Genomic DNA, 22,605 nt, shown 5'->3' with positions numbered 1-22,605 from the left:
TTTTCTCTACAGCAAATCATGCAGTTCAGCATCCGAGTAAATAGCAATCAATACAACCGCTTTTTCATCCCCAATATTTTTTACATAATGTGGCACGCTCGCATTCCAACTGAACGAGTCACCTTCCTCTAGCGTAACGGAGTCCTCTCCTTGTTCGGCGAGAAGTCTTCCTTCCATCACAAAATGGCACTCTTCTCCCTCATGGGAATGTGGTTCTCCCATGGAAGCCCCTGGAGGGAATTCTACAATCATCATTCTGAGTCCACTCTTGGAAGTTAAATGCTCGATCTTCAATTGATGAAAGGAACTGTACCTCCTCGTATCTTTTCTGACAACACGCATATGCTGCTGCTTTTCTAACAATAAGTAAGGCAAAGGAACCCCTAAAAAGCTGGCGATTGTTTGAAGCGTTTGAAAGGATGGGGAGGTATTATTGTTTTCCACATTACTGATGAAACCCTTTGAAAGTCCTGTTGCTTCACACATCTGTGCAATGGTTATTTTTTTTCTTTTACGTATCGCACGAATTTTTGACCCAATATCCAGTTTAACCACCTCTAATGTTTCCTAATAAAAAACATATTTCTATATTAGCAAAATGATCGTTGACGTTCTATATCATCTATTGTTATCTTATACATAACGAATCAATAGCCTTATCAAAAAAAGAAGAATCATCGGGCGATGTTTTTTTTTATCCAAAAAGTTTTTTAATATGAATATTATATTCTTATAAAGATACAAAAGTGAGAAAGGATGCGAACTATGAATTCACCAATGCTTTATGAACTTCGTCGACCAAAACAAGCCGACCCGAATCAAACCTATCCAGCTTTATTTTTGATGCATGGCATAGGGAGTAATGAACAGAACATGTTGTCACTCGTAGATGGACTGGAAGAGAAATTCTACATTTTCAGTATTCGGGGACATCTTCCACAGCCACCAGGATATGCATTTTTCACCATCCAGGGATATGGGAAACCGCATAGAGAAGTCTTTGATCAAGCCGTACACAACCTGACAAGCTTTATTGACTATGCTGCCGATCAATACCCGATCGATCGCAGTCGCTTGTACTTGCTTGGCTTTAGCCAAGGCGCGATTCTCGCAAAGACTCTTGGTTTGACATTGGGGAATCGCGTAAAAGGGATTGTTGCACTCAGTGGATACATCCCAGGATTCGTCAAGGAAGAATACAGGAAACAACCTGTCGATCAACTTTCTGTCTTTCTTTCACATGGTCAATTTGACAACATTCTTCCCTACGAGTGGGGCTTAGAAAGCAATGATCTCTACGGAAGCTTGGGTGCCGATGTCACCTTCCAGACTTATGAGGAAGGGCATTCGGTTTCGATAAAAAACCAACAGGATTTTACGAAGTGGCTTCTCGATGATTTGAAGAAGTAACGGGGGTCGTAAATAACACCAGGGAGGAAGAGAACATGTTACCGTCATTTTTCGTCGCTCACGGAGCGCCTTTACTAGCGATTGAGGATAATGAATACACGCAGTTTCTAAATACATTAGGTCGTACATTGCCAAAACCAAAAGCGATTGTCTTGTTCTCCGCTCATTGGGAATCATCCGTACAACGAGTCAGTGATGTCGATGAGTATAAGACCATTTATGATTTTGGAGGTTTTCCAGAAGCATTGTACCGGATTGAATATCCAGCTCGAGGCAACCAAACAATCACCAAGGAAATCGAAGACCTGTTCACGAAACAGGGAATCCCGTTTGATGTTGAAACGGAACGGGGCTTGGATCATGGGGCGTGGGTCGTCCTCAGGTTGCTTTATCCTCATGTAGACATTCCGGTCATTTCCATGTCTGTAAACCCGAAACTCACACCCAAGGAGCAATATCAAATCGGTAGGTCTTTATCTGGATTAAGAGAAAAAGATGTTTTGATTATTGGCAGCGGAGGAACAGTTCATAATCTTAGGGCTTTAAATTGGGGAGCAGAGGATGGGGAGATCGATCCATGGGCACTTAGCTTTGATGAGTGGCTGGAAAGCGGTTTACGTAATTGGGACCTAGAATCACTCTTTACCTACGATTCTGTAGCACCAAACGCAAACCTTGCCGTGCCGCCATATGGAAATGAGCACTTTGTTCCCCTTTTCTACGCGATGGGTGCAGCTGATAATGAGCAAACAGCGAAACTGCTACACCGCAGTTACCGATATGGAAACCTGAGCCACAGCGTTTGGCAGTTCGGATGAGTGCATGACTTCAAGGGAGGAGGAACAAACATGCCAATCATACAAATTATGATGCTGGAAGGTAGAGAACAAGAAACCATAGAACAATGCATACGTAATGTTGCGCGTACAGTTCACGAATCACTGGGGGCCCCTTTGTCTAGCATTCGTGTGATTGTAAACGAGGTACCCAAAAATCATTTTGCGGTAGGCGATCGTTTAAAAAGCGAAATGTAAGAAACGGTGACTGTGTCATCGTGGAGATCGGAGGCATTTTACATGCTTGACTGCAGAGAACTGGCTATACGTTTACTCAAGGCGGAAGAAAACCACAAAGCTGTTTCTTGTATAACCGAAAAAAATCCTGAATTCGATATCGCAATGGCATATCAGGTACAAAATGAACTCGTTCAATTGAAAAAGAATCAAGGGCATAAAATCCTCGCGTACAAAATGGGCATTACGAGTCAAGCAAAAATGAAGCAAATGAATATCAATGAGCCAATCTACGGTTATATTTTTGACTACATGAATGTTCCTGATGAAGGTGAACTCTTGATAGAGGATTTCATACATCCGAAAGTAGAGGCTGAAATTGCCTTTATTCTTGCAGAGGATGTGGAAGGTCCAAATATGACAATGGAAGAAGTACTGTCAAAAACGGAATGGGTTTTACCTGCTTTAGAAATTATCGATAGCCGTTATACTGATTTTGTATTCAAGCTTCCAGACGTAATCGCGGATAACACCTCTGCGGCAAGAGTCGTTTTTGGAAAGAGACGATTTCGACCAAATGAATGTGAGCTAGATGAGATTGGTGTAACGATGTTTACAAATGGCGAATTACGAGCAGATGGAGTTAGCGCCGCAGTTTTAGGAAACCCGGCAAATTCGGTTGCCGTGCTGGCGAATATGCTTTCTCACAATGGAAAAGGGAAAATAGCCAAAGGCTCGATCATCTTATCCGGTGGGATTACAGAGGCCATCATGGTAAACAAAGGGGATTCGGTAACGGCAAATTATGATGGAATGGGCAGTGTTTCCTTTCAGGTTCGATAAGTAAAAAAAGGTACTCCATTGAAATGGGGTACCTTTTTGGGTTTCGAAGGGCTACCTAACCACCTGCACCGACTCATCGAGCTGCGTAATCTCCTCATGCATGAAAATTCCCCGCTTCTCCAGCTCAGCGAATATTTCCGCTGGCTCAAACGCATCTTCAGGGATAAGTACGCCCGTCTTTTTCACATGGCCTTTCGCGATCAATTCAGTCGCAATCGCCATAGGGATTCCGACATTGCGGGTATAGGCGCGCAGCTTTTCCCATCCTTCCACCGTTCCATCAGAAGCAGGATGTGTATGGTAGAGTACGTGCTGCACGCGACGTCCGTCTTTTACACCGATTACCTCTACGTGCAAGGAATAGCCATACAGTTCCGTTTCCTGGCCTTCTGTGGAGTGGAACAAATATTCACTGATGCAATCGAGGATGCCAATTTCTTTGCCATTAACGGAAATCGCATCATTGCGCATGAAGCCCCAATCGTAGAGGGCCCGGACCAGTTGCATATTTTTTGCGGGCCATGTACCGCGGACCTCGATGAGCTGGACGTTTTTGTCGGCGAGGGCAGCCGCCAACGTTTTCGTCTCGGCGTGGGGAATGATGTATTGGACGGTCTTGCCATAAGGCTCAGGCAAAACGATTTCACGCGGTCGGGCAAAAGGAGGGACTTGTAAGAATTCGCCGTTTTCGTATACGACTCGGCCAGGCAAAAGAGGATCATACTCATAGGTGGTGGTTTCGGTGATCGAGCGTGAAAAAGCAATCGGACGAAAAGCGCCATGGCTGACTCGAACCGACTCGACTGTATCCATCTGACCTGCGGCATACATCGCCATCATCTGAGTGACACCAGGCGTCATGCCAAATCCCGGTACACACGTCTTGTTATGCTTTTGAAATAAGTCATGGTAAGCATCTTCTGCTCCAAAGCCATTCAGATTGATTCCGTGGCAGCCTGCTTCCGCGATGCATGCGGTAGATAGGCCATTCAATGTGATTGTCGTACCATCCATGACGATGTCGTACCCTTTCATCTTGTTGACGGTGTCTTCGTGGTCGCGAACGTTGATCTGGACAAAGTCGACGCGCGGATCGTTCAAGGATTCAACGATAGCACGCCCTTCCGTTTCATTAAAATCAGCGACCGTGATCTTCTCAAAACTGGAATACTGTACCAGATCCAGAATCGATTCCCGGCAAATTCTCCCGGCACCACCCAAGCAAAGTACTTTCACGACCATTCACCCTCCAAAAAGTCATATTTTCTGAACATTCAGATGCTTGGTTTTGAGTATAACACAGCAATCGTGTTTTGTGTGTTATTTGTTGCGTAAAATATGTGTATTTTCGTTTATTTTAGTTTATTTTGTGGTGTTAACAAGTAAAGGCAACTTAATAGTTCGTTTATTAAAACGAATTCCAAATAAATACAACAAAACTATGGACATAGAAACGAGAGTAGGTGTAAAATTTAGAAAATTCAATTTACATGACCGTTACTAAATAAAACTGTCGAACGGCAGAGGAGGAGTGATTATGAAGCAAAAGCGGGCTGCACAAACGAAGAGAGCATTGATAGCGAGTCTGATTGGAAGTTCCATTGAGTATTACGATTATTTACTGTTTGGAACAATGGCATCTCTTGTCTTCAACAAACTCTTTTTCCCTACGCTCGATTCTTTTGCGGGATTGCTCCTTGCTTACGCTTCATTTGGCATCCCGTACTTATTCAGACCGCTCGGCGGCATTATTTTTAGCCATATCGGTGACAAGCTTGGCCGGAAAAAAACGTTGGTAGTGACGCTTGCGCTGATGGGCTTATCTACCGTGTTGATCGGATGTTTGCCTGATTATGAAAGGATCGGGATCTGGGCTCCCTGTTTATTGGTTTTACTTCGGCTGATACAAGGAATTGGGATCGGCGGAGAATGGGGAGGGGCATTACTTTTGGCGGTGGAATATTCACCCAAAAATAAGAGAGGCTTCGGCGGTAGCATCCCGATGATGGGATCAGCTGTCGGGATGCTCCTCGGAACGGTGACTATATCGATCATGGGGCTGCTCCCGGAACAGCAGTTTTTGTCTTGGGGCTGGCGAGTACCATTTTTATTGAGTGTGGTGCTGGTTTTCGTTGGTTTATGGATTCGGCGCGGTCTGGAAGAAACTCCAGACTTTCAGCAGATCAAGGACAGCGGCAGCGTTTCCAAATTTCCGCTCGGAGAGACCTTACGTCACTATCGAAAGGAAGTACTGCTGACGATTGGGGTAAAGCTGGTCGAATCAGCCCCCTTCTATATTTTCGCAACGTTCGTCATTTCCTACGCGACGGGACAGCTTCACATGGATAAAGTATCGGTGCTGAATGCGGTCACTCTGGGAACGTTGTTTTCCGCTTTCGTCATTCCTTTTATTGGGATGCTCGCGGACAGGATCGGTCGGAAGCGTATCTTCATCGTGGGAACGTCAGGCATGATTCTCTTTGCCTTTCCGTATTTTCACTTGCTCTCTTACCAGTCCGTCTATACGTTGACATTGGCCACTGTCTTGGGGATGGGGCTGTGGGGTGTGATCACTGCGGTCATGGGGACGCTTGTTTCCGACATGTTTGGTGCTCGGGTGAGATACACGGGGATTTCGGTTGGTTATCAGGTAGGCGCAGCTTTAGCGGGAGGCATGGCACCATTGATCGCGACTGCGCTCATCCACTCCTTTCATGGCTCTTGGGTTCCGGTAGGCATCTTCCTCATCGTAATCGGCGCTATTTCACTGATATCCGCCTTGTTTGTCCCAAATTCAATTCCGCCTGTCTATTCAACAAACGACCGCGTATAATGTCTCTATCGCTAAAAGAAGGTGCGTGGGATGGAATATTTGAATGTCATTTACGAACAGCATGTCTTCATGAATTTGGAGATGTATATCCGCGTTGTCGTCAGTGCAGTTCTCGGGTTGTTTATCGGATGGGATCGCTCCCATCGCAACAAGCCTGCTGGTTTGAAGACGTACATGTATGTATCTGTCGCCTGTACCTTGATTACGCTGGTCTCCATTTACAGCACCAAAATGTACAGCTCGCCCAATAGCGGGACGATGATGGATCCGATGCGACTGGCGGCACAAATAGTGACAGGACTTGGTTTTTTGGGCGCGGGCGTAATCTTAAAGGACGGCTTGCAAGTAAAAGGACTGACTTCTGCTGCGATGATTTTTTTCGCCGGAGGGATAGGCATCGGAATCGGTGCTGGATTTTATGGAATTGTAATCTTCTCCGTTGTCGTTTCGTTTGCTTTGGCGAGACTTAGCCAGCGCTTTGAAGAGGTACAGCACAGGCGTGTAGAAAGCAGCGAAAAAACCAATGCAGTGAAGCAACAAGGTGTGAGTTGAAAGAAGAACCTCCGAAAGGGCCTGGATCTAGCAAGTACAGATCCGGGCCTGACTGTTTTCCGTTGCGTGTTGAAAAACTTGCGAGAAACATTGAGACAAAATGGAGACGATCCACGGTAGTGACAACGTCGGAACGATCACAGGATATAACAACTCATTGTTCAGCAAGCTGGGTGCGAAAAATCGTACGCATGCAATTCAGCTTGCCTCTGAGTTGGGGAATTTACAGAAAACCTAACTTTAGTTAGTCTCGTTTTTCATGTCATTTTGTTACCTTATAGGAAAGCACGGCATTCATTTCATAGCGATTGGAAAGGGGACAAGCACACGTATGCATGAAGAGTTTTGGTTTTCGCTCCAAATGTACCTGTTGACGCTGGTGATGACGCCTTTCGGGCTGGTAGTCATTCCCCGGGGAATCGACACGCTCATCCAGCATGCGGCGCTGGCTCTGATGTTTTACGGGTACTTGCTACTCAATCCTCTCCTGTTTAGCTCCTATCTCAGACGCTTGAAAAAGAAGGCAGTTCTGCAAAGAAAGACGGACGGTAGTAAACAAAAGCATTGGTGGAGAGCTACCGGCTGGACGTTCTTCTCTCACTTTATCTTGTATGAAATGGTCTGCACGTGGCTTTCGCGTGTGAATCCTGAAACATCCCATCCTCCCATCGAGGTAGTCGGACTTTCAGCAATCGCCTTGTTCGTCCTCGCGGGAAGTACGGGATTCTTTACGTACAAGCATTCGTTGTACGTAAAAGATAGCAGACCTTCTCACTACACGGTTTTTCGAAAATAACGATTTTCATGACGAGCCACCGATCTGGCCGTTATTTTTTTTGCTTTGATATTCCTCTGACAAAGGGCACTTATTCTAGCACTATCCCCATTAGATGAGAAAAGAGGCGAATGAGAATGAGAGACGAACGGATTGGCAAGATCGCGAACAATTTGCTGGATTACAGTCTGGATGTGCAGCCGGGAGAAAATATCATGATCATGGTTTACGACGAGGGCGAGATTCTGGCAGCTGAACTGGTGAAGCAACTGTACGCCAAAGGTGCATTTCCCCATGTACGTTATGTCAGACCCAAAGTACAACGAGAATGGATGAAAGGGCTGTCGAACGCACAAATGGCCCAAGTAGTACGCTGGGAAGAAGAAATGTGGCTGGGCATGCAAGGATATATCGGGATTCACGGTGAGACCAATGGCAGTGAGATGCGCGATGTACCGGAAGACAAGAATCGTTTGTTTGCAGAAGCCTATCGGCAAATTGCCCATCATATCGATAACAAAATAAAAGGGATGCGCATCAATTATCCGACGTCTGCCTTGGCACAAAAGGCAAACATGCCTACAGAAGCCTTCGAGGATTTCTATTTTGAAGTATGCGCATTTGATTACCGGAAAATGGCGGAAGCATGTCGACCACTCTACGATTTGATGGACAAGACGGATCGGGTCCGCATCGTTGGGCCAGGGACAGATGTGTCGTTCTCGATCAAAGGGATCGGGACGAGGACTGCGGTAGGCAAGCGCAATATGCCGGATGGAGAAGTGTACACGGCTCCTGTAAGAGACTCGATTGAAGGGACGATTAGCTATAACACCCCCAGCCAGTACAAAGGGACGTTGTTTGAGAATGTACGGTTTGTTTTTCGGCAAGGCAAGATTGTGGAGGCGACTGCCAACCATACGGAAAGACTCAATCAAATTCTCGACAGTGATGAGGGCGCTCGCTATATCGGGGAGTTTGCGATTGCTTTTCACCCAAACATTCTGCAACCGATGGGAGACATTTTGTTCGACGAAAAGATTGCGGGCAGCTTTCATTTGACACCCGGGCAGGCATACGATGAAGCGGACAACGGAAACAAGAGTACCATCCACTGGGATTTGATCAACATCCAACGACCGGAGTATGGTGGTGGCGAAATCTGGTTTGATGACAGACTTATTCGCAAGGACGGGGTATTCGTTCATGAGGCTTTGCTGGGACTAAATCCAGAACAACTGGACAAATAAAAAGGAGGGCAATTGCCCTCCCTTACTTCAGTTTGAAGATGATTAAACCTACAATCATGACGGCGATCCCCATCACTTTGCTGAGATTCAATGGGACCTTTTCGACACCAAACAGACCGAGGGAATCGATGACCAAAGCAATTAGGAGCTGAGAGACGAGCAGGATAGAAATCGAGTAAGCAGGTCCGATCGAAGTAATTCCCTTCATGACGAAGAATACGATCAAGGCTCCGAAGACGCCACCGAGCAAATATACTTTGTTCACTTCATTGATTTTTTGCAGGTCCCCATCACGGACGACCAGAAAAATGGAGAAGGACACGAAAAAGCCCAATCCATGTACGATCGCGTTGGTTTGCCACAAGCCCAGTTTTTCACTCGCTTGGGCGTTGAAGACGCTTTGCAAGCAAATAAAGACACCAGCTAGTAATGAAAAGAAGATGCCTTGCACGAGATGACCTCCTGAGAGCGGACTTACTCGTAGATGTTCCCGCTCGCTAAATGTTCGATTTTGTCCCTGTCTCGGATGAGCAGGGCTCCTTTTTTTCGTTCAATGATTTGCTCTGCACACAGATTGCGAATGACTCGGTTCAAATGTCGGTAGCTGGTTCCGAGGAGCTCGGCTATTTCGGTTAGTTTGGCGGTTTGCAGTTCCTCCGAAATGGCAGAAGACTGCTCGGCGGATGTAGTGGAAAGCAGGTAACTGGCAAAGCGATTCTCCACCGGGTATAAGAGATTTAGGCTAGTTGTGTTGGACGAGGTATAAAGCTTGTGGCTGATTTTTTGCAAAATGAATTGCAGGAAAGGCGGATGGTTCACATATCGCTCCTGCAGCAGCTTGTAACTGATCCCGATCAACAAGCTGGGATGAACAAATTCGACGGTATTGCGAACCTCGCAGTGGGAAATAAACTCGATGTCCCCGATGATTGCCAGAGGATTGTTAAACCGCAAAAGCAAGGATTTGCCGTTGGGTGAGGTCGTGAAAATTTTGATTTTTCCTGTCAGTAAAAAGTACATTTGAGTAAGCTGATCGCCTTTGGAGCAGAGAATTTCACCTTTTTCAGCCTCGTACAAATGCATTTCATGGATCGTGTCATCAGTAAACATATTGTGGAGCTGGCTCTCACGAATGAGGGAGCGCAGCATGGCTTTATCTGTCCGTTCTTTCATCCAAGACCTCCCACAGCATCTATCTTAGTAAATAGCATTTTCTTTCGAAAAAAAAGGACATATGTCCTTTTTTGTACAGATAGGGACTTTTCACAGACAAGAAGTAGGGCGAGGTAAGAATTGGTCCGCCAAAAACGAGCAGGAATTTTAGAAGGATTCAGAGAAGTATATTTGTTGGATAGAGATGAGCGATAGGAGTGGTAAGCGTGACTTTGCAAACAAAAGAGACCGTAATCGGATTTGTCGGAACAGGCGTAATGGGCAAAAGCATGGCGTCTCATTTCCTGAAAGCAGGATACTCGGTTGTCGTGTACACGAGAACGAAGGCAAAGGCAGAAGACTTGCTGGCGCAAGGCGCTGTGTGGAAAGAGCATGTCTCTGAAGTAGCCCAGGCGTCCGATGTGATCATTACGATGGTTGGTTATCCGAGTGATGTGGAAGAAGTGTATCTCGGCGCCGGGGGAATCGTTCCTCATGCGAAGCCGGGGTCTTTTTTGATTGATATGACGACCTCCAAGCCTTCTTTGGCGAAAAAAATCTACGAAGAAGCCAAGAAGCACGATCTTCATTCTTTGGATGCCCCTGTTTCCGGTGGCGACATCGGTGCGCGTGAAGCTCGGTTGACGATCATGGTAGGTGGCGATCAGGAAGCATTTGATGCAGTGGAGCCACTGTTGAAAATCATGGGAACCAACGTCGTGCTCCAAGGTGGCCCAGGAGCGGGTCAGCACACCAAAATGTGCAATCAGATCGCGATTGCAACCAACATGATCGGCGTGTGCGAAGCGATCTCCTATGCGAAAAAAGCGGGTCTTGATCCGTCGCGTGTGCTCGAAAGTATTGCGGCAGGTGCCGCCGGAAGCTGGTCGCTCAGCAACTTGGCTCCGCGCATGATCGCGGGCAACTTCGACCCAGGCTTTTACATCAAGCACTTCATCAAAGACATGGGCATTGCGTTAGAAGCAGCCAAAGAAATGGGACTGCTGACCCCAGGCCTGGAGCTGTCCAAATCGCTGTATGACGAGCTGGCGGCAAAAGGGATGGAAGACAACGGTACGCAGGCTTTGATCAAGTGGTTTGAGAAGTAGACAGTTTCGTTTTCAACACATCTGATATGACCAAAGGAAGGAGGCCCGCGACAGTGGGTCTCCTTTTCTTTTCGCTGGGATGCTGAAACCTTTTCCAGCTTTCCTCGTCTGAATAATAGCGACAAATGAGTAAGCGTTAGGAGGGGAACAGCCGAATGAAAAAACAGATTATAACTGCTTGTACGGCTCTCCTGCTCGGTGCAAGCGCATGGATTCCTACCGCACAAGCAGCTAATTTCTCGACGATACAACCCTATATCACCGACTATAAAATCGGATTTACCAATGGTGCCAAGCTCAGTACCCAACCGGTCTACGATGAGTTTAGTCGTTATACTACCTATACGGTGGTCACAAAAGCCGGTAAAAAAGGTATTCTCGATAACAAAACGGGGAAAGAAATTACGCCGGCCATTTGGGATAACATTGACCTGCCTAGCTCAGGCAAAATCGCCATCGTTCAAAAAGGAGGATGGTTTCAATATCTGGACCTGGTGACAGGAAAGCTCTCGGCGGCAAAATTTGCAGGAGGGCACACGATTTATTTGTCCCCTGCTCACGAGACGGTGATCCTGATGGTTGGACAGACGTCCATGCTGCTTGATTCATCGGGCAAGGTATTGATTCCGCCAACAGCTGGTAAGCTTTCTATGGTGCAGCTCGTAGATCCTTCGCAAGCGGGCAAGGAAGATACGAAAACCGTTCGCTACGTGCTAAGGAGCGCGTCCAAGCAGGTTACGCTGTACGACCCAGTGACGTTTGTCCCCAAGTTTACGCTCAAAAATGCCGAGCTGATCCCAAATGAAGGCGGGCCGGATACGGCGTATCTCAAGGTGAGATCGGGAGGCAAGGAAGGATTAGTGGACGTTACCGGAAAATACGTACTCGCGCCCAACTACAACGCCTTGTATTTCTGGAATAACGACTACGTCCGCGTCGAAGGGCCCAAGGGAGTAGGGCTTTGGCGAAACGGAAAAATGATTGCGGAGCCGCAGTATACGGATGTAGGCATTCCGTCTGGGGATATTTACTCGACCATGACCAAAGACAGCATTACCTACCATTCGATCTCCAAAGGATCGTCTCTGACATTCAAAAAGGGAGCCGAAGTGCTGCAAGATCGGTATGTACTCGGACAGGACGTAAAAACAGGACTGTACGGTATTGCTGAAATTGGAGGAGGGGCTGTCATACCTTTCGTTTATCCGCGGGTAGAGGGACCACCAGCTGCACGGCTCTTGGTTCGATCGGACGGGAAAAAAGGCCTCATCCCCAGCTGGGAGCAAAAAATGGCTGAGCCAACGGTTTGGTTTGACACCCTCACGACTTTGGGCGGGACCTACAGCATGCTCGCTATCCAGGATGGAAAGAAAATCGGCTTGTATTCGGAGACTCGAGGACTGCTCCTTGCACCAGAGGAAAATACAGTAATCACGTATGATCAGAAAACGAACCGGATTCTTGTAAAGGCTGCTGACGGTACGACGACAGCATACGGCTTTGACGGAAAAGTGATCGTTGACACGGAGGAAAAAGAACGGATTTTAACAGACCATTTGGCGGTAGTCGGCAATCCCGAAAAGGGCTACGTTCTCGTGGATCGCGAGACAAAGGAGCTTATCAGCAAGACTTATCCAGGTTTTTACATGGAGGGTGAAGATAAAAAGCTCATCGTCGCCTTGGATGGGAAGGTAGCAGATCTGTATACGCCAGAGGGCGAGCTCTTGACGAGGGAGATTCAAATCCCATTGGGGGAACCTTCCGGCAATCAGGCACCAGCTACATTCACGATGGTGGATGGAGTGGTTTATACAGCAGGTGTGAAAGCTGATTCTGACAAATGGGCCTTGGTTAGCATCAAAAACGGACAGCTACTGCCCGTAAGCGAGTTTGCATATGTAAATGTAAGCACCAGAAATACGGCAAAACGGTACTTCTTCACGCTCGGTCGCCCTGATGGAACCAGTGATCTTTGGGCAGTGGTCAATGGCGAGATGACGCGACAGGTCGAGCAAGCGATCGCCGTGCAAACAGTAGATGGATTAGACAGAGTGTTTATCGAGAAAGGAACGGGCTGGGACGTTTATTCTCCTGAAGGACAGCGTCTGAGCAATGGTAACTACGGCTCCTTGAAGTATTTGAGCGCGGGCGTGGGCAAACCAGGTGCAATTGCCTATCAAGATGCGAAAACAGGTGGGTGGGGACTCTTGAATATCGATGGGAAACAGCTGACTGCCCCTACCTTCGATAATCTGTATCCAAGTGCGCAGGTCTTTCCACAATTATGGCAAGATACAAGCAGTCAGTCGCCGTTTGTTTTCTTGACGAAGCAGCGATTCGGCTACCTGGATCAAAACGGGCAGGAAACCTTCCAGACAGCCTTTTTGACCAAAAAGCCGACGATTACCTACCGTCCGCTGATCACCCAGACTTCGCTCTCTTACTCGGATATCATCCGCCAGATCCGCCAGAATCCGTTGGAGCTGGTTGCTTTTGACAAGCCGTACAGTTGGCCAGAGGGTGTCACCAGTGAAAAAAGATTCTTTGCCAATCTGGCGCTTAACGTCAATCTTCCGAAAGAAGCTGGCAAGGAAGAAGTGTTGGCAGAGCTCATCGGCAAAGGAATCATCAAAGCAGACGATACACGATCGGACTTGAGAGATGAGGATATGTTCGCTCTGAGCTACTATATGGAGACGGGGCAGATTAGTCAGATGACCTCTCCCCAACTGTGGGAGTGGGCTAGCAAACGGGGATTAGTGATTCAACGGGGCGGACATGACTATTATCAGACGATGGATTTGTACACCGAGTATCACCAACTGTTTTTCCGGGAGTTGCTCCACATACCTGCTGGACAGAAGACAGCTCAGGCGAAAAAGCTGTCGGTAGCTACTCTCAGTCCAGCCCAGAAAAACATGCTAGAATCCTTGATAATCGTCAACGGAAAATCGTGGGACCAGTTGCCTTTACCGTTGCCAAAGGAAGATTGGACCAAAGCCATGAATACGTTAATCGATCAGTACAACAAGCAAGCGCCACAGATGCTGGCGAATTATCTCAAACAACAGTAGTTTCATACAAAAAGGCACAACACCACGGGTTCCCGTAGGGTTGCGCCTTTTCCTTTTTAAGGTGATGATTTAAAATAGTGGCCAATATTTTGCCATCAAGACGTAAAAGAGAACAGCCAGGACGGCGGTTGCAATCAAGGTGAGGATGAGACCGAGCAGGGAAATCTGATCCAGCTTGTAGGCGACGAGAAAGAAAACGGTAAACGCCAGATAGGCTATCAATGTCGTTAGTTCCAATTGCGTCATATCAATCACCTCTAATATGATGGGCTTAAGAAAGTATAAAGATTATTACCCTCGTTTGGCAAGTGACGAATAGAAGAAGGGAGAGGGAGTTGTGCTGATCAATATCACACCGCTGCGGATGGAGGATGCAATTGAGCTCTATCAATTTGAATCCAGCAATCGTGCGTTTTTTGAAAAGATGGTCCCTAGTCGTGGGGAGGACTATTATCGCTACGAACATTTTCTACAAAGGCTGGAACAGCTTCTGGAGGAACAGGAGGCCGGACTATCCTTGTTTACCTTGATCCGAGATGAAGCAGGAATGATTGTTGGAAGAATGAATGTAGTAGATATGGATCGAGAAAAGGGAACCGGGCACATCGGCTACCGTGTAGGTGAGGCGGTTGCGGGTAAAGGCGTTGCTTCTCTAGCACTGCCGATGTTGCTAAAGGAAGCAGCTGAACGTTACGGGATGACAAAGTTGTATGCAAAGACTACCCGGGACAATATCCCATCCCAGAAAGTATTGCTCAAACATGGTTTTGAGCTCGTTTCCGTGGAGCCAGACGCAGCGGAGTGGGACGGAAAAAAGGAAGACTTTTTGCACTATCAAAAAAGAATGGCAGCCCCCTCCTTGTTCGAAGCGGACTGCCTGTAGTTTCTAGGACTCCCATGGTCTGCTCGTCCCGAGGAGATCAGCCAAATGCTTGCTGCGGGTACGGCGCTGCTTCCGTGCGTCTGCTCGTTCCGAAGCACTATCATGCAGGAAGATTTCTTCTTTTGTCTCTGGGATGACTTTCGGAACAGTCGTCGGCTTTCCGTCTGAGCCCAACGCTACGAAGGTCAAAAATGAAGTCGCACAAACCGTTCGTTCACCGGTGAGCAAGTCTTCTGCGACGATTTTGACGAAGATTTCCATCGAGGTCTTGTGCGTCCAGGTAACAAAGGCTTCAAGTGAGACCTCGTGATCCACTGGGATTGGCTGCAGAAAATCGACCGAATCCGTGGAAGCGGTCACTACCGGACCACGTGCGAGTTTCATGGCAGAGAGAGAAGCGACGTCGTCGATATAGGACATCAGCTTGCCTCCAAAGAGCGTGTTGTGGTTGTTCGTGTCTGGGGGAAGGACATGACTCGCTTTAAAAGTACGTGTCTCCCGGACAAAGCGTTCTGCAATCATGGAGAGGACTCCCTTTCGATAGCTTTTTCCACAGAATGACTTCATCTTGCTAGCTCCATTGTTCCACAAATCCTTTTGTCTAATCAACCTTCATGCCGTTTCTTATCCGTTTCAATCAAATGCGAGGATGTGAGTGCCGTGGAAGAAATCACGTACAGAGAGCTAACGATGGAGGATCTAGACACTACTTTGCTCAGCCGATTCAACCGCTATCAGGAGACCCATCGCGTCTGGTATATCGAAGACGGTCAGTGGAAGCAAAAAGACGACTACTTTGTGGAGCGGTGGGATGAGGACAAAAAGCGGTTGGTCCTCCAAGATTTGCAACGCTGTTTGCAGACCGGAGGAATCGTCGTAGGTGCTTATCTAGCAGATACATTAGTTGGTTTTGCCAATGTCGAGGGTACTTTCTTCGGCAGCCATCATGAATACTTGGAGCTTCCCTACATTCACGTAACCAATGAATGCAGGGGGAAAAGGATTGGGAAGGAATTGTTTGCCCTTTGCTGCGAGAAGGCAAAGAGCAAGGGCGCTACCAAGCTGTATATCGCCGCACACCCTTCTGTTGAGACTCAGCAATTCTATCGCTCGGTCGGATGTGTCTTGGCAAAGGAAATCAACCAGAGTATCTATGAAAAAGAGCCGCTAGATATCCAGCTTGAGCGGTCGCTATAGGATGCAAAAAAGACAACCTCCATAGGGGGGCGATAGCATGAATCCAGAGCAGATTGCGAGAGTGGTGCAGGCATTTCCTTGCTTCGTCGGAGTTCCGATCGAACAATGGGGCGTATCGGGTGCCCAACTGATTAGTATCCCGCCCCAACCTGTGATTGAAGAAGGACATATATTCGAGCATGCCTCTTTCGTATTGCGTGGCTGCGTTCGTATCTACAAGATCAGCCCGAATGGCAAGGAATTAACGCTTTATCGAGTGAAAAAGGGCGAGGTTTGCGTCATTATGATGGCAAGTATTTTAGGTGAGACAGGATATGAGGCGATAGCAGAAACGGAGGAGGAAACGGAATTAGTAGTGTTTCCAGTCAAGCTATTTCGGCAATGGATGCAAGAGTATAAGGAACTCAATCAATTTATCTATCGGTTGTTTATCAAGCGAATGGTCTCAGTGACTGATCTCGTAGAGGACATGACCTTTCAACCGATGGATCTGAGGGTAGCGGAATTACTGCTGCGAAAAACAAGTGAACATGCAAACGCTCCGCTGTATGTGACTCATGAATCATTGTCCAGAGAGTTGGGGACCGCAAGAGAGGTAGTCAGCAGAGTACTGAAAGGATTTGAAAGGAGTGGCTGGATTCGCTTGAGTCGAGGTAAAATTTATTTGGACCAGCGTGGCCAGCTGGAGCGGTTAATCTCCAGGTAAAGTGACTAAGTTACAGTAGCGACGTGGTTCATCTTCTAAACTGAAAGAGCGGCTGACACTGCAGCCAACCAATCTTGAGGAGATGAACAGACATGAACGCATATTACTCCCCAGCAAATCTAAAGAGAATACCGGAATTGATGAAATTGAGTCCGAAGGCAGCGGAAGCTTACATGGATTTTGAGCGTCATGTGTACGAAACAGCAAACAAGCTACCGCAAAAAACAAAAGAGTTGATTGCTTTGACCGTAGCCCATGTGACAGGCTGCCCGTATTGCATAGATGTTCATGTGAAAAAATATAAAGCGCTTGGCGGAAGTATGGAAGAAATCATGGAGGCTCTTCTCGTAGCAGCGTCTACTCGATCCGGTGCGATTCTCAGTCACGGATTGAATGCCCTGATGTCATATGAAGTAGGGGAAGAATCAAAAGGAGAGCGAAAAGCCTCAGACGACCCTGAATGCTTTTGCTAAATAAGCTGGCGGCCACTGTCTATTCATAAAAAGACAGGTGGCCGCCATTATGTGTAATAAAAAAAGACTTTTGCTAAAAGTCCCTTGGATTCGAATCACATTTGATATGAAAAGGCTTAAACCAATTTTTTAGAAATGCACGTGTATCTGAGACCGTTACAGCCACATCGCCATTTGGTATATCGATGTACAAGCTATATCCGCCATCAGATTTAGACTCGATTGGAATCAAGCTAATAAATTCGTTAAAATCCTTTAGTTCTTCGGTTACTTTATCAATTTGTGGCTTGGTTACATCGCTCACAATCATCAAAAACTGTCTTTTCAATGATACACCCCATTGTTTTATCGTTATCATTCATTATAACACACAGAGAGAACGAGATGGCAAAAGGCGAGTCGTAATGATTTGCGTTCAAAATGAAAGGAAAGAAAGCTGGATCATGTAGACGGATTTTTCTGTTTTTATTGACAATTTATAGGCTGCGATACAATAATGAAGACATCCTCTAACAGTCGGTGAATTGAATGGATAAAATAGCAGAAGAAATCGGAAAAGGAATTAGTGAGGCAATTGGAAAGGTTCCGTGGGCGCTTCCTATAATTGCAGCATTGGTAATCCTTGGATTTATTCTTTTTATCATAATGACAATTTGGAGGTTAAAAAAGGGATCTGAGGTTTCGATTGCGGGAGTATTGACTATTAAACCAAATGAGACGGTCGAACAGTTAAAGAAGGACTTCGAAAGCCTTAACGAAGATGACAAGCAAAAAACTCAAATCCTCAAGTTACTCAACCAGTTAACAATTGAGATCGCTAATGTTATTTGTAATACTACGAATGAAGAGTTTTTGGAGACACGCAGATCAATCTATGAATACCTGCTACCTGGAATAGGGATTGTACTTACAAAACAAAAGGGTAACAACCACAGGGTAGCAATTTTTGTACAAGAAGTAGATACATTGCGAATTCACCAGGGAATAGGTTACAGTACTGAGGGAAAGAGAAATTTACGACTTTCGATGGACTCTTCGGCGGGTCACTCTTTCACTACAGGTGAGATTTATTCTTCTGGGGACGTATTATCTGCTGGAAATAGGTTTAAGACACATCCTAAAGCATCGAAACAATACCGATCACTGATTTGTGTTCCAATAAAATGTGGTAATCATATACTAGGAGTACTTAGTGTAGACGGGGAAGAGCCAAATTCATTTACAAAGGATGACGAGGATTATCTAACCTATCTTGCTAACTCTCTGTACATACTGCTGCATTTCGAAATGTTTATGGAAATTGTTATTGAATCGGGGAAGGGTGGTGAAATCGATGGGACACTTAGTAGCTAAAAAAAAGACTCCTCTTGAACGCTATCATGAAGGAACTCTTTCCGTCGAGCAATTTCTTGATAAGCTGCTTAATGGTAGAGAAGGCGACAGAAACCGTCGCCGTATTGAGGAAAAGCACCAAAAATTGTTCACCGCCCAACCGTTACGTAAATAAAGAGCTGGTTATCAATACCCTAGCGGTAATTAGGCTAGGATATTTTTTGTGTTTTGCAGGTTCGTAAACAATACAGAGCGTGTGTTCTTGTTTCGTCAGGCGTGAATTTAACGAGAGTTCAATAAACACAGCAGCAGTCTAGGATTTTATTTTCTCTTCCTAGTCTGCTGCTGTTTTTCATTGATTGGATCACTCTATAACCAATTACTGTCTAGTGACACAAGCATGTATGCCTAGGTGCTAGCAAATTGATAGCTCGTTCGATTCATATACAAAAAAAGGATATTTAATATCATATAGATGGCAGTTTGAGGAAGAGTCAAAAAGGGAGAGGAAGAAAACATGAAGAAAGTAAAAAGACTGCTTAGCTTCTAGTTAAAATACTTAACAATCAAAAATTGTAGTGATGCCCTTGTCCACTTCAACATCTCCTGCATATTTTGGTACAAGGAGGTGGTGTCAAGATGGCAGCAAACCAACCCATTTTTGTTGGAGCAAATAGTATTGCGAGGATCGGCAACCGTTTTTTCCTAATCGTTGAGGTTGAGGCAAAAGTACCTGGTGTTGAAATTGACCCAGTGTTTGCGGTCCGTATAACCCGCGAACAAGCACGAAGGCTCCTTAATGCAGGTGTGATACGAACGATTATACAGAATACACGTCCGCAATCTACACCTGGATTGGATGTTGAGTTTAAAGGTGTTCTGTTCGCTAATGGACGGTTTTTCTCAGTCTTCGACGTTGAAAACTCAACGGACATTTCAGTTTTAGTAAGAATTAACCGGGAAGAGGCTCAACGGCTTATCCGCAACAGAGCACGGAGAATTAAAGTAGTTAGAAGACCATTCTAATGATAAGACTAATTGCAATCTAATATAGTAGAGGTTGCTAACCTGCACAGGATTTAACTTTACCTACCTGCTGCAGGTTTTTTTATGGTTAGATTGAATGAAGTAATGCAAACGGTTATATTACTCATGGGGTGATAGACTTGAGCGATACAACAGCCTTTCAAATCCTAAAAAGTAAAGCCAAGAAGTTAAAAGTAGAGGCCTACATTCTTTACTTTTCCTATAAAGACTCCCGAGTTTCTTGGTATGCAAAACTATTTGCAATTTGCGTTGTTGCTTATGCTTTCAGCCCAATAGATTTAATTCCAGACTTCATCCCAATATTGGGCTACTTGGATGACATCATATTAGTTCCTTTGGGTATATGGTTAGCATTGAAGCTAATCCCTAAATCCGTGATCAATGATTGTCGAGAAAAGGCACAAGAACTTCTCGCTAAAGGTAAACCGAAGAACTGGGTTATGGGTGTCCTTTTCATTATTATTTGGATACTCCTTGGAGTTTGGTTTAGTTGGTACCTCTACAATTGGTTCCTTGCCAAGTAGGGAGATGGGTTCTCTTTTCTATTCACGCCATAGATTTTTTCTTCTGTGACGTGCTTTGTGGTAATTACGAAAAGGTACATCGTGGGGGGAGGTCTGCCACTTCTCCACTAAATAGATGTCTCGTTTGTTTCTCTAAAGAACGAGAAGATTTGTTCGTGGCGAAGTAATTACCATTATTTTCGTATGGAAACACTCGGAAACCAGGAGGATAATAGCAAAGTAATCCAAAACAACTAGTATAATCCACCTTGGGGATTACCGCGTGCGACTTAAATTGTGCAGACAAGTCGGCGCTATTTTTTTGCTCCAATAATAGGTTTAGATACCAATATGCACTTGTAGTCAAGTCCTTTTTTATAATTTATAGTAGATTTATTCACGTAACTTATAACGTACTACCCCGTACGTACCCCATCCGTCATTCATACGGGTGGGGATTTTTTATGGACAGGTGATAAATTATGTTCATAAATGGACAAAAGGTTACTTTAAATCAGTTAAAAGAAACGATACTGGAAAAAATATCGGAAGAAATCAACACTAAGTTAGCTGAAATTAATAAAGACATTTACAAGGGTCAAAGAAAGGCTTCAGCTTTATATGTAGAAGACCTTTGCACCTAAACCAAAACACCTCCTAATCATATGCACCACATACGATAAGGAGGTGTTTTTTCCTTGTCTAAACGATTTACTTAATATTATCGAATACACTTTTCATAACCTGCAGGGAGTCCTGACGATCGAATAAGTTATAACGTGCTTTAACCGCTTGATATACCTGCATGAGTTCTTTCTGACCCTTGGTTTTGCGATATCCTTGTACCAATTTGGTGAAGGAAGGATACCGAATCACGTCTTTTCTCCAGTCCCACACGCGCGGTTTTAGAATTTCTCGTCGTGTTTGTTCGATCATTCCTATCAATTGTGGCGCGAGAGCAGCACTAAACTGCGTTTCAGCTTTTTTTACTTCCGGAAGATTGCTCAACAGAAAATTGTTAGGAATGGAGGAGAGCAGCTTGTTGTTCACATACAAGAAATTCTCTGAACGAATGTCAACAGCGTTTAGCAAAAGGTCTTGTTGGACTTCAAACTGAAAATACTCCCTTCCTGTCCCATTGATTTTACTTGGTAAAAACAAATGAACGAAATCCAGCACGCTAGCGTAGTACGGCTGATTTTCCGGATATATATTTCCTTTGGCATCCACATGAAACCCTGGCAGGCCAACCTCTATGGCCCAGCGCACAGCTTCGTTTTGGCTGTCCTTCGGGGCAACACTACCCTTGTACGGTCTGACGTTTTTATATATACGGTACAACGTCTCTGCAACAAATTGCTTTGTAAGCCGTTGATTGTTTAGTTCTTCTGGCTTTACAAAACTAGCTTGTACCAGTGCTTTTATGCGTGAATCAAGTTCAGTCTGGCCCCGCATTTTTCTGAGTTCGCTATACTTTTCCCATCCGTCAGTGGGCTGTAACTGTGCAATTTTTTGTTTCATTGCCACGGGATCATAACCTGGAGGGTATATAGGTTCCAACACTCCTATTGCATTGTATAGCTCGAGCAAATAACCGTTTCTGGATACATAAAATTCATCCATCATAAATCCACGCGGAGTATCAGTGCCATTCAGATCTCCTACTATCTCCAATGCATCCATCCTGTTTTTTTCTACGGTAGTAGCTGAATATGGATTTTTGATTTGTAGAGATTCTCTAAGGAATGTATGAATTACTTCTACTTCTTCCATCATGTTGACAGTGGGCAACTTGTAGGTAACTCGGTATGTCGCTGACCCTGTTTGGGCTGCTTGAATGGATGGAGCGAATGGACCTGGAAACAACATGACTGCGATTGAAGCAACGAGCAAGCTTTTTTTTATCATGTTTAGTTTTTCCCTTCTTTTTACTCATTAATTAAACGCTGCTTGCTATCCAAATGTTTCTCTTTTGTTAAAAAATTCCCATCCTCATGGAGTAACCCGGGCACTCATTGAGCTAATTATGGAGGAAAGTCAATAAAGACAGTTTGCGTTTAACCTCTTGTGTTCTACGAGTATCACTTAGCTCATTTTGTTGACGGATTGTTGACGAAAAGCGTCAACGACCACATAAGAAGACCTTGGTTCACCAAGGTGTAAAAAGAAAAACCCTTATCAATGGTCATAACCCTGTCAAGTAGACTGTCTAAAAACCCATAGTTACGCGGCGATCGCTTTCCGATACTCAATCGGGGAACGGTCGCCAAGTTTTTCTGAAAACGATTCTGATTATAGAAGGCAATGTATTTTTCAACAGCTTGATTTAATTCCACATGTGTTTTTGGCGAGCATCGATACATCATTTCTGTCTTTAGATGTGAAAAGAATGATTCGATACAGGCATTATCTAGGCAATTTCCCCGTCTCGAATGACTTCCTAGGATGGCAAA

The 22,605-nt window shown here is 45.4% G+C and carries 26 protein-coding genes and 1 pseudogene; 18 read left to right on the top strand and 9 right to left on the bottom strand.

Going from position 1 to position 22,605, the window contains the following annotated elements:
* Window positions 1–6: 6 nt before the first annotated feature.
* On the bottom strand, window positions 7–546 hold the full coding sequence (locus tag AN963_RS12670; protein ID WP_055746278.1) for a helix-turn-helix domain-containing protein: 540 nt from the start codon (window positions 544–546) through the stop codon (window positions 7–9).
* Between the two features lie 219 nt (window positions 547–765).
* Between AN963_RS12670 and AN963_RS12665 the strand changes: the two genes are divergently transcribed.
* The 4 genes from AN963_RS12665 to AN963_RS12650 are packed head-to-tail and all read left to right on the top strand — an operon-like array spanning window position 766 to window position 3,266.
* Window positions 766–1,410, top strand: coding sequence for an alpha/beta hydrolase (locus AN963_RS12665; protein ID WP_055744947.1), 645 nt, complete (start codon window positions 766–768; stop codon window positions 1,408–1,410).
* A gap of 35 nt (window positions 1,411–1,445) precedes the next feature.
* Window positions 1,446–2,228, top strand: coding sequence for a dioxygenase family protein (locus AN963_RS12660; RefSeq protein ID WP_055744946.1), 783 nt, complete (start codon window positions 1,446–1,448; stop codon window positions 2,226–2,228).
* 30 nt (window positions 2,229–2,258) lie between these two features.
* Window positions 2,259–2,444, top strand: coding sequence for a 2-hydroxymuconate tautomerase (locus AN963_RS12655; protein WP_055744945.1), 186 nt, complete (start codon window positions 2,259–2,261; stop codon window positions 2,442–2,444).
* 42 nt (window positions 2,445–2,486) lie between these two features.
* Entirely contained in the window at window positions 2,487–3,266 is a 780-nt protein-coding gene (locus AN963_RS12650) for a 2-keto-4-pentenoate hydratase (protein ID WP_055744944.1), read from the top strand.
* A gap of 51 nt (window positions 3,267–3,317) precedes the next feature.
* On the opposite strand, the gene AN963_RS12645 is transcribed toward AN963_RS12650, so the two are convergent.
* Entirely contained in the window at window positions 3,318–4,502 is a 1,185-nt protein-coding gene (locus AN963_RS12645; RefSeq protein ID WP_055746277.1) for a saccharopine dehydrogenase family protein, read from the bottom strand.
* 301 nt (window positions 4,503–4,803) lie between these two features.
* Between AN963_RS12645 and AN963_RS12640 the strand changes: the two genes are divergently transcribed.
* The 4 genes from AN963_RS12640 (at window position 4,804) to AN963_RS12625 (ending at window position 8,676) form a co-directional block, all read left to right on the top strand.
* Window positions 4,804–6,099 carry an MFS transporter gene (locus tag AN963_RS12640; RefSeq protein ID WP_055744943.1) on the top strand — a complete coding sequence of 432 codons (1,296 nt, stop codon included), beginning with the start codon at window positions 4,804–4,806 and terminating at the stop codon, window positions 6,097–6,099.
* 30 nt (window positions 6,100–6,129) lie between these two features.
* Entirely contained in the window at window positions 6,130–6,651 is a 522-nt protein-coding gene (locus tag AN963_RS12635) for an MgtC/SapB family protein (RefSeq protein ID WP_055744942.1), read from the top strand.
* A gap of 331 nt (window positions 6,652–6,982) precedes the next feature.
* Window positions 6,983–7,447, top strand: a complete 465-nt coding sequence (locus AN963_RS12630; RefSeq protein ID WP_055744941.1) for a hypothetical protein — start codon at window positions 6,983–6,985, stop codon at window positions 7,445–7,447.
* A gap of 116 nt (window positions 7,448–7,563) precedes the next feature.
* On the top strand, window positions 7,564–8,676 hold the full coding sequence (locus tag AN963_RS12625; RefSeq protein ID WP_055744940.1) for an aminopeptidase: 1,113 nt from the start codon (window positions 7,564–7,566) through the stop codon (window positions 8,674–8,676).
* A 22-nt stretch (window positions 8,677–8,698) separates the two neighbouring features.
* Here AN963_RS12625 and AN963_RS12620 read toward each other — a convergent pair whose 3' ends face one another.
* Window positions 8,699–9,127: a DMT family transporter gene (locus AN963_RS12620; RefSeq protein WP_055744939.1), complete on the bottom strand. Its 429-nt coding sequence runs from the start codon at window positions 9,125–9,127 to the stop codon at window positions 8,699–8,701.
* A 23-nt stretch (window positions 9,128–9,150) separates the two neighbouring features.
* Window positions 9,151–9,849: a cyclic nucleotide-binding domain-containing protein gene (locus tag AN963_RS12615; RefSeq protein WP_055744938.1), complete on the bottom strand. Its 699-nt coding sequence runs from the start codon at window positions 9,847–9,849 to the stop codon at window positions 9,151–9,153.
* Between the two features lie 206 nt (window positions 9,850–10,055).
* On the opposite strand from AN963_RS12615, the gene AN963_RS12610 reads away from it, so the two are divergent.
* Window positions 10,056–10,937, top strand: coding sequence for an NAD(P)-dependent oxidoreductase (locus AN963_RS12610; protein WP_055744937.1), 882 nt, complete (start codon window positions 10,056–10,058; stop codon window positions 10,935–10,937).
* 155 nt (window positions 10,938–11,092) lie between these two features.
* A complete protein-coding gene (locus AN963_RS12605; RefSeq protein WP_055744936.1) occupies window positions 11,093–14,011 on the top strand; it encodes a WG repeat-containing protein in 2,919 nt (972 codons plus the stop codon).
* 69 nt (window positions 14,012–14,080) lie between these two features.
* On the opposite strand, the gene AN963_RS12600 is transcribed toward AN963_RS12605, so the two are convergent.
* A complete protein-coding gene (locus AN963_RS12600; protein WP_236707974.1) occupies window positions 14,081–14,257 on the bottom strand; it encodes a hypothetical protein in 177 nt (58 codons plus the stop codon).
* 91 nt (window positions 14,258–14,348) lie between these two features.
* On the opposite strand from AN963_RS12600, the gene AN963_RS12595 reads away from it, so the two are divergent.
* Complete coding sequence (locus AN963_RS12595) at window positions 14,349–14,894, top strand: GNAT family N-acetyltransferase (protein WP_055744935.1); 546 nt, start codon at window positions 14,349–14,351, stop codon at window positions 14,892–14,894.
* Between the two features lie 3 nt (window positions 14,895–14,897).
* Here AN963_RS12595 and AN963_RS12590 read toward each other — a convergent pair whose 3' ends face one another.
* Window positions 14,898–15,416 carry an acyl-CoA thioesterase gene (locus AN963_RS12590; RefSeq protein WP_055744934.1) on the bottom strand — a complete coding sequence of 173 codons (519 nt, stop codon included), beginning with the start codon at window positions 15,414–15,416 and terminating at the stop codon, window positions 14,898–14,900.
* A gap of 138 nt (window positions 15,417–15,554) precedes the next feature.
* On the opposite strand from AN963_RS12590, the gene AN963_RS12585 reads away from it, so the two are divergent.
* The 3 genes from AN963_RS12585 to AN963_RS12575 all read left to right on the top strand — a co-directional run bounded on the left by AN963_RS12585 (window position 15,555) and on the right by AN963_RS12575 (window position 17,270).
* Window positions 15,555–16,091, top strand: a complete 537-nt coding sequence (locus AN963_RS12585) for a GNAT family N-acetyltransferase (RefSeq protein WP_083496922.1) — start codon at window positions 15,555–15,557, stop codon at window positions 16,089–16,091.
* A 37-nt stretch (window positions 16,092–16,128) separates the two neighbouring features.
* On the top strand, window positions 16,129–16,797 hold the full coding sequence (locus AN963_RS12580; protein ID WP_055744933.1) for a Crp/Fnr family transcriptional regulator: 669 nt from the start codon (window positions 16,129–16,131) through the stop codon (window positions 16,795–16,797).
* Window positions 16,798–16,889: 92 nt separating this feature from the next.
* Window positions 16,890–17,270, top strand: a complete 381-nt coding sequence (locus tag AN963_RS12575; RefSeq protein WP_055744932.1) for a carboxymuconolactone decarboxylase family protein — start codon at window positions 16,890–16,892, stop codon at window positions 17,268–17,270.
* A 73-nt stretch (window positions 17,271–17,343) separates the two neighbouring features.
* On the opposite strand, the gene AN963_RS12570 is transcribed toward AN963_RS12575, so the two are convergent.
* A complete protein-coding gene (locus AN963_RS12570; RefSeq protein ID WP_055744931.1) occupies window positions 17,344–17,598 on the bottom strand; it encodes a hypothetical protein in 255 nt (84 codons plus the stop codon).
* 200 nt (window positions 17,599–17,798) lie between these two features.
* Between AN963_RS12570 and AN963_RS12565 the strand changes: the two genes are divergently transcribed.
* The 4 genes from AN963_RS12565 to AN963_RS12555 all read left to right on the top strand — a co-directional run bounded on the left by AN963_RS12565 (window position 17,799) and on the right by AN963_RS12555 (window position 20,173).
* Window positions 17,799–18,623: a GAF domain-containing protein gene (locus tag AN963_RS12565; protein WP_055744930.1), complete on the top strand. Its 825-nt coding sequence runs from the start codon at window positions 17,799–17,801 to the stop codon at window positions 18,621–18,623.
* The gene (locus tag AN963_RS31175; protein ID WP_161827279.1) at window positions 18,604–18,777 is read left to right on the top strand and encodes a hypothetical protein; all 174 of its coding nucleotides are present in this window, start codon (window positions 18,604–18,606) and stop codon (window positions 18,775–18,777) included. The genes AN963_RS12565 and AN963_RS31175 overlap by 20 nt, the downstream gene beginning before the upstream one ends.
* A 464-nt stretch (window positions 18,778–19,241) precedes the next feature.
* Window positions 19,242–19,628, top strand: coding sequence for a hypothetical protein (locus tag AN963_RS12560; protein WP_055744929.1), 387 nt, complete (start codon window positions 19,242–19,244; stop codon window positions 19,626–19,628).
* Between the two features lie 140 nt (window positions 19,629–19,768).
* Complete coding sequence (locus AN963_RS12555) at window positions 19,769–20,173, top strand: YkvA family protein (RefSeq protein WP_201783751.1); 405 nt, start codon at window positions 19,769–19,771, stop codon at window positions 20,171–20,173.
* Between the two features lie 690 nt (window positions 20,174–20,863).
* On the opposite strand, the gene AN963_RS12550 is transcribed toward AN963_RS12555, so the two are convergent.
* Both AN963_RS12550 and AN963_RS32545 read right to left on the bottom strand, forming a co-directional pair.
* The gene (locus AN963_RS12550) at window positions 20,864–22,060 is read right to left on the bottom strand and encodes a hypothetical protein (RefSeq protein WP_236707973.1); all 1,197 of its coding nucleotides are present in this window, start codon (window positions 22,058–22,060) and stop codon (window positions 20,864–20,866) included.
* Between the two features lie 315 nt (window positions 22,061–22,375).
* A pseudogene (locus AN963_RS32545) lies at window positions 22,376–22,605 on the bottom strand (IS3 family transposase); the annotation flags it as partial.

The sequence above is a fragment of the Brevibacillus choshinensis genome (genome assembly GCF_001420695.1).
Lineage (GTDB): Bacteria > Bacillota > Bacilli > Brevibacillales > Brevibacillaceae > Brevibacillus > Brevibacillus choshinensis.
The sequence above is the reverse complement of the archived record's forward strand: the minus strand, read 5'-3'. Positions and strand labels throughout refer to the sequence as shown.

Excerpts from the sequence above, each read along its gene's own strand:
- AN963_RS12665 (WP_055744947.1), top strand. The coding sequence starts at position 766 with ATGAATTCACCAATGCTTTATGAACTTCGTCGACCAAAACAAGCCGAC.
- AN963_RS12660 (WP_055744946.1), top strand. The coding sequence starts at position 1,446 with ATGTTACCGTCATTTTTCGTCGCTCACGGAGCGCCTTTACTAGCGATT.
- AN963_RS12655 (WP_055744945.1), top strand. The coding sequence starts at position 2,259 with ATGCCAATCATACAAATTATGATGCTGGAAGGTAGAGAACAAGAAACC.
- AN963_RS12650 (WP_055744944.1), top strand. The coding sequence starts at position 2,487 with ATGCTTGACTGCAGAGAACTGGCTATACGTTTACTCAAGGCGGAAGAA.
- AN963_RS12640 (WP_055744943.1), top strand. The coding sequence starts at position 4,804 with ATGAAGCAAAAGCGGGCTGCACAAACGAAGAGAGCATTGATAGCGAGT.
- AN963_RS12635 (WP_055744942.1), top strand. The coding sequence starts at position 6,130 with ATGGAATATTTGAATGTCATTTACGAACAGCATGTCTTCATGAATTTG.
- AN963_RS12630 (WP_055744941.1), top strand. The coding sequence starts at position 6,983 with ATGCATGAAGAGTTTTGGTTTTCGCTCCAAATGTACCTGTTGACGCTG.
- AN963_RS12625 (WP_055744940.1), top strand. The coding sequence starts at position 7,564 with ATGAGAGACGAACGGATTGGCAAGATCGCGAACAATTTGCTGGATTAC.
- AN963_RS12615 (WP_055744938.1), bottom strand. The coding sequence starts at position 9,849 with ATGAAAGAACGGACAGATAAAGCCATGCTGCGCTCCCTCATTCGTGAG.
- AN963_RS12605 (WP_055744936.1), top strand. The coding sequence starts at position 11,093 with ATGAAAAAACAGATTATAACTGCTTGTACGGCTCTCCTGCTCGGTGCA.
- AN963_RS12600 (WP_236707974.1), bottom strand. The coding sequence starts at position 14,257 with ATGACGCAATTGGAACTAACGACATTGATAGCCTATCTGGCGTTTACC.
- AN963_RS12590 (WP_055744934.1), bottom strand. The coding sequence starts at position 15,416 with ATGATTGCAGAACGCTTTGTCCGGGAGACACGTACTTTTAAAGCGAGT.
- AN963_RS12580 (WP_055744933.1), top strand. The coding sequence starts at position 16,129 with ATGAATCCAGAGCAGATTGCGAGAGTGGTGCAGGCATTTCCTTGCTTC.
- AN963_RS12575 (WP_055744932.1), top strand. The coding sequence starts at position 16,890 with ATGAACGCATATTACTCCCCAGCAAATCTAAAGAGAATACCGGAATTG.
- AN963_RS12565 (WP_055744930.1), top strand. The coding sequence starts at position 17,799 with ATGGATAAAATAGCAGAAGAAATCGGAAAAGGAATTAGTGAGGCAATT.
- AN963_RS31175 (WP_161827279.1), top strand. The coding sequence starts at position 18,604 with ATGGGACACTTAGTAGCTAAAAAAAAGACTCCTCTTGAACGCTATCAT.
- AN963_RS12560 (WP_055744929.1), top strand. The coding sequence starts at position 19,242 with ATGGCAGCAAACCAACCCATTTTTGTTGGAGCAAATAGTATTGCGAGG.
- AN963_RS12550 (WP_236707973.1), bottom strand. The coding sequence starts at position 22,060 with ATGATAAAAAAAAGCTTGCTCGTTGCTTCAATCGCAGTCATGTTGTTT.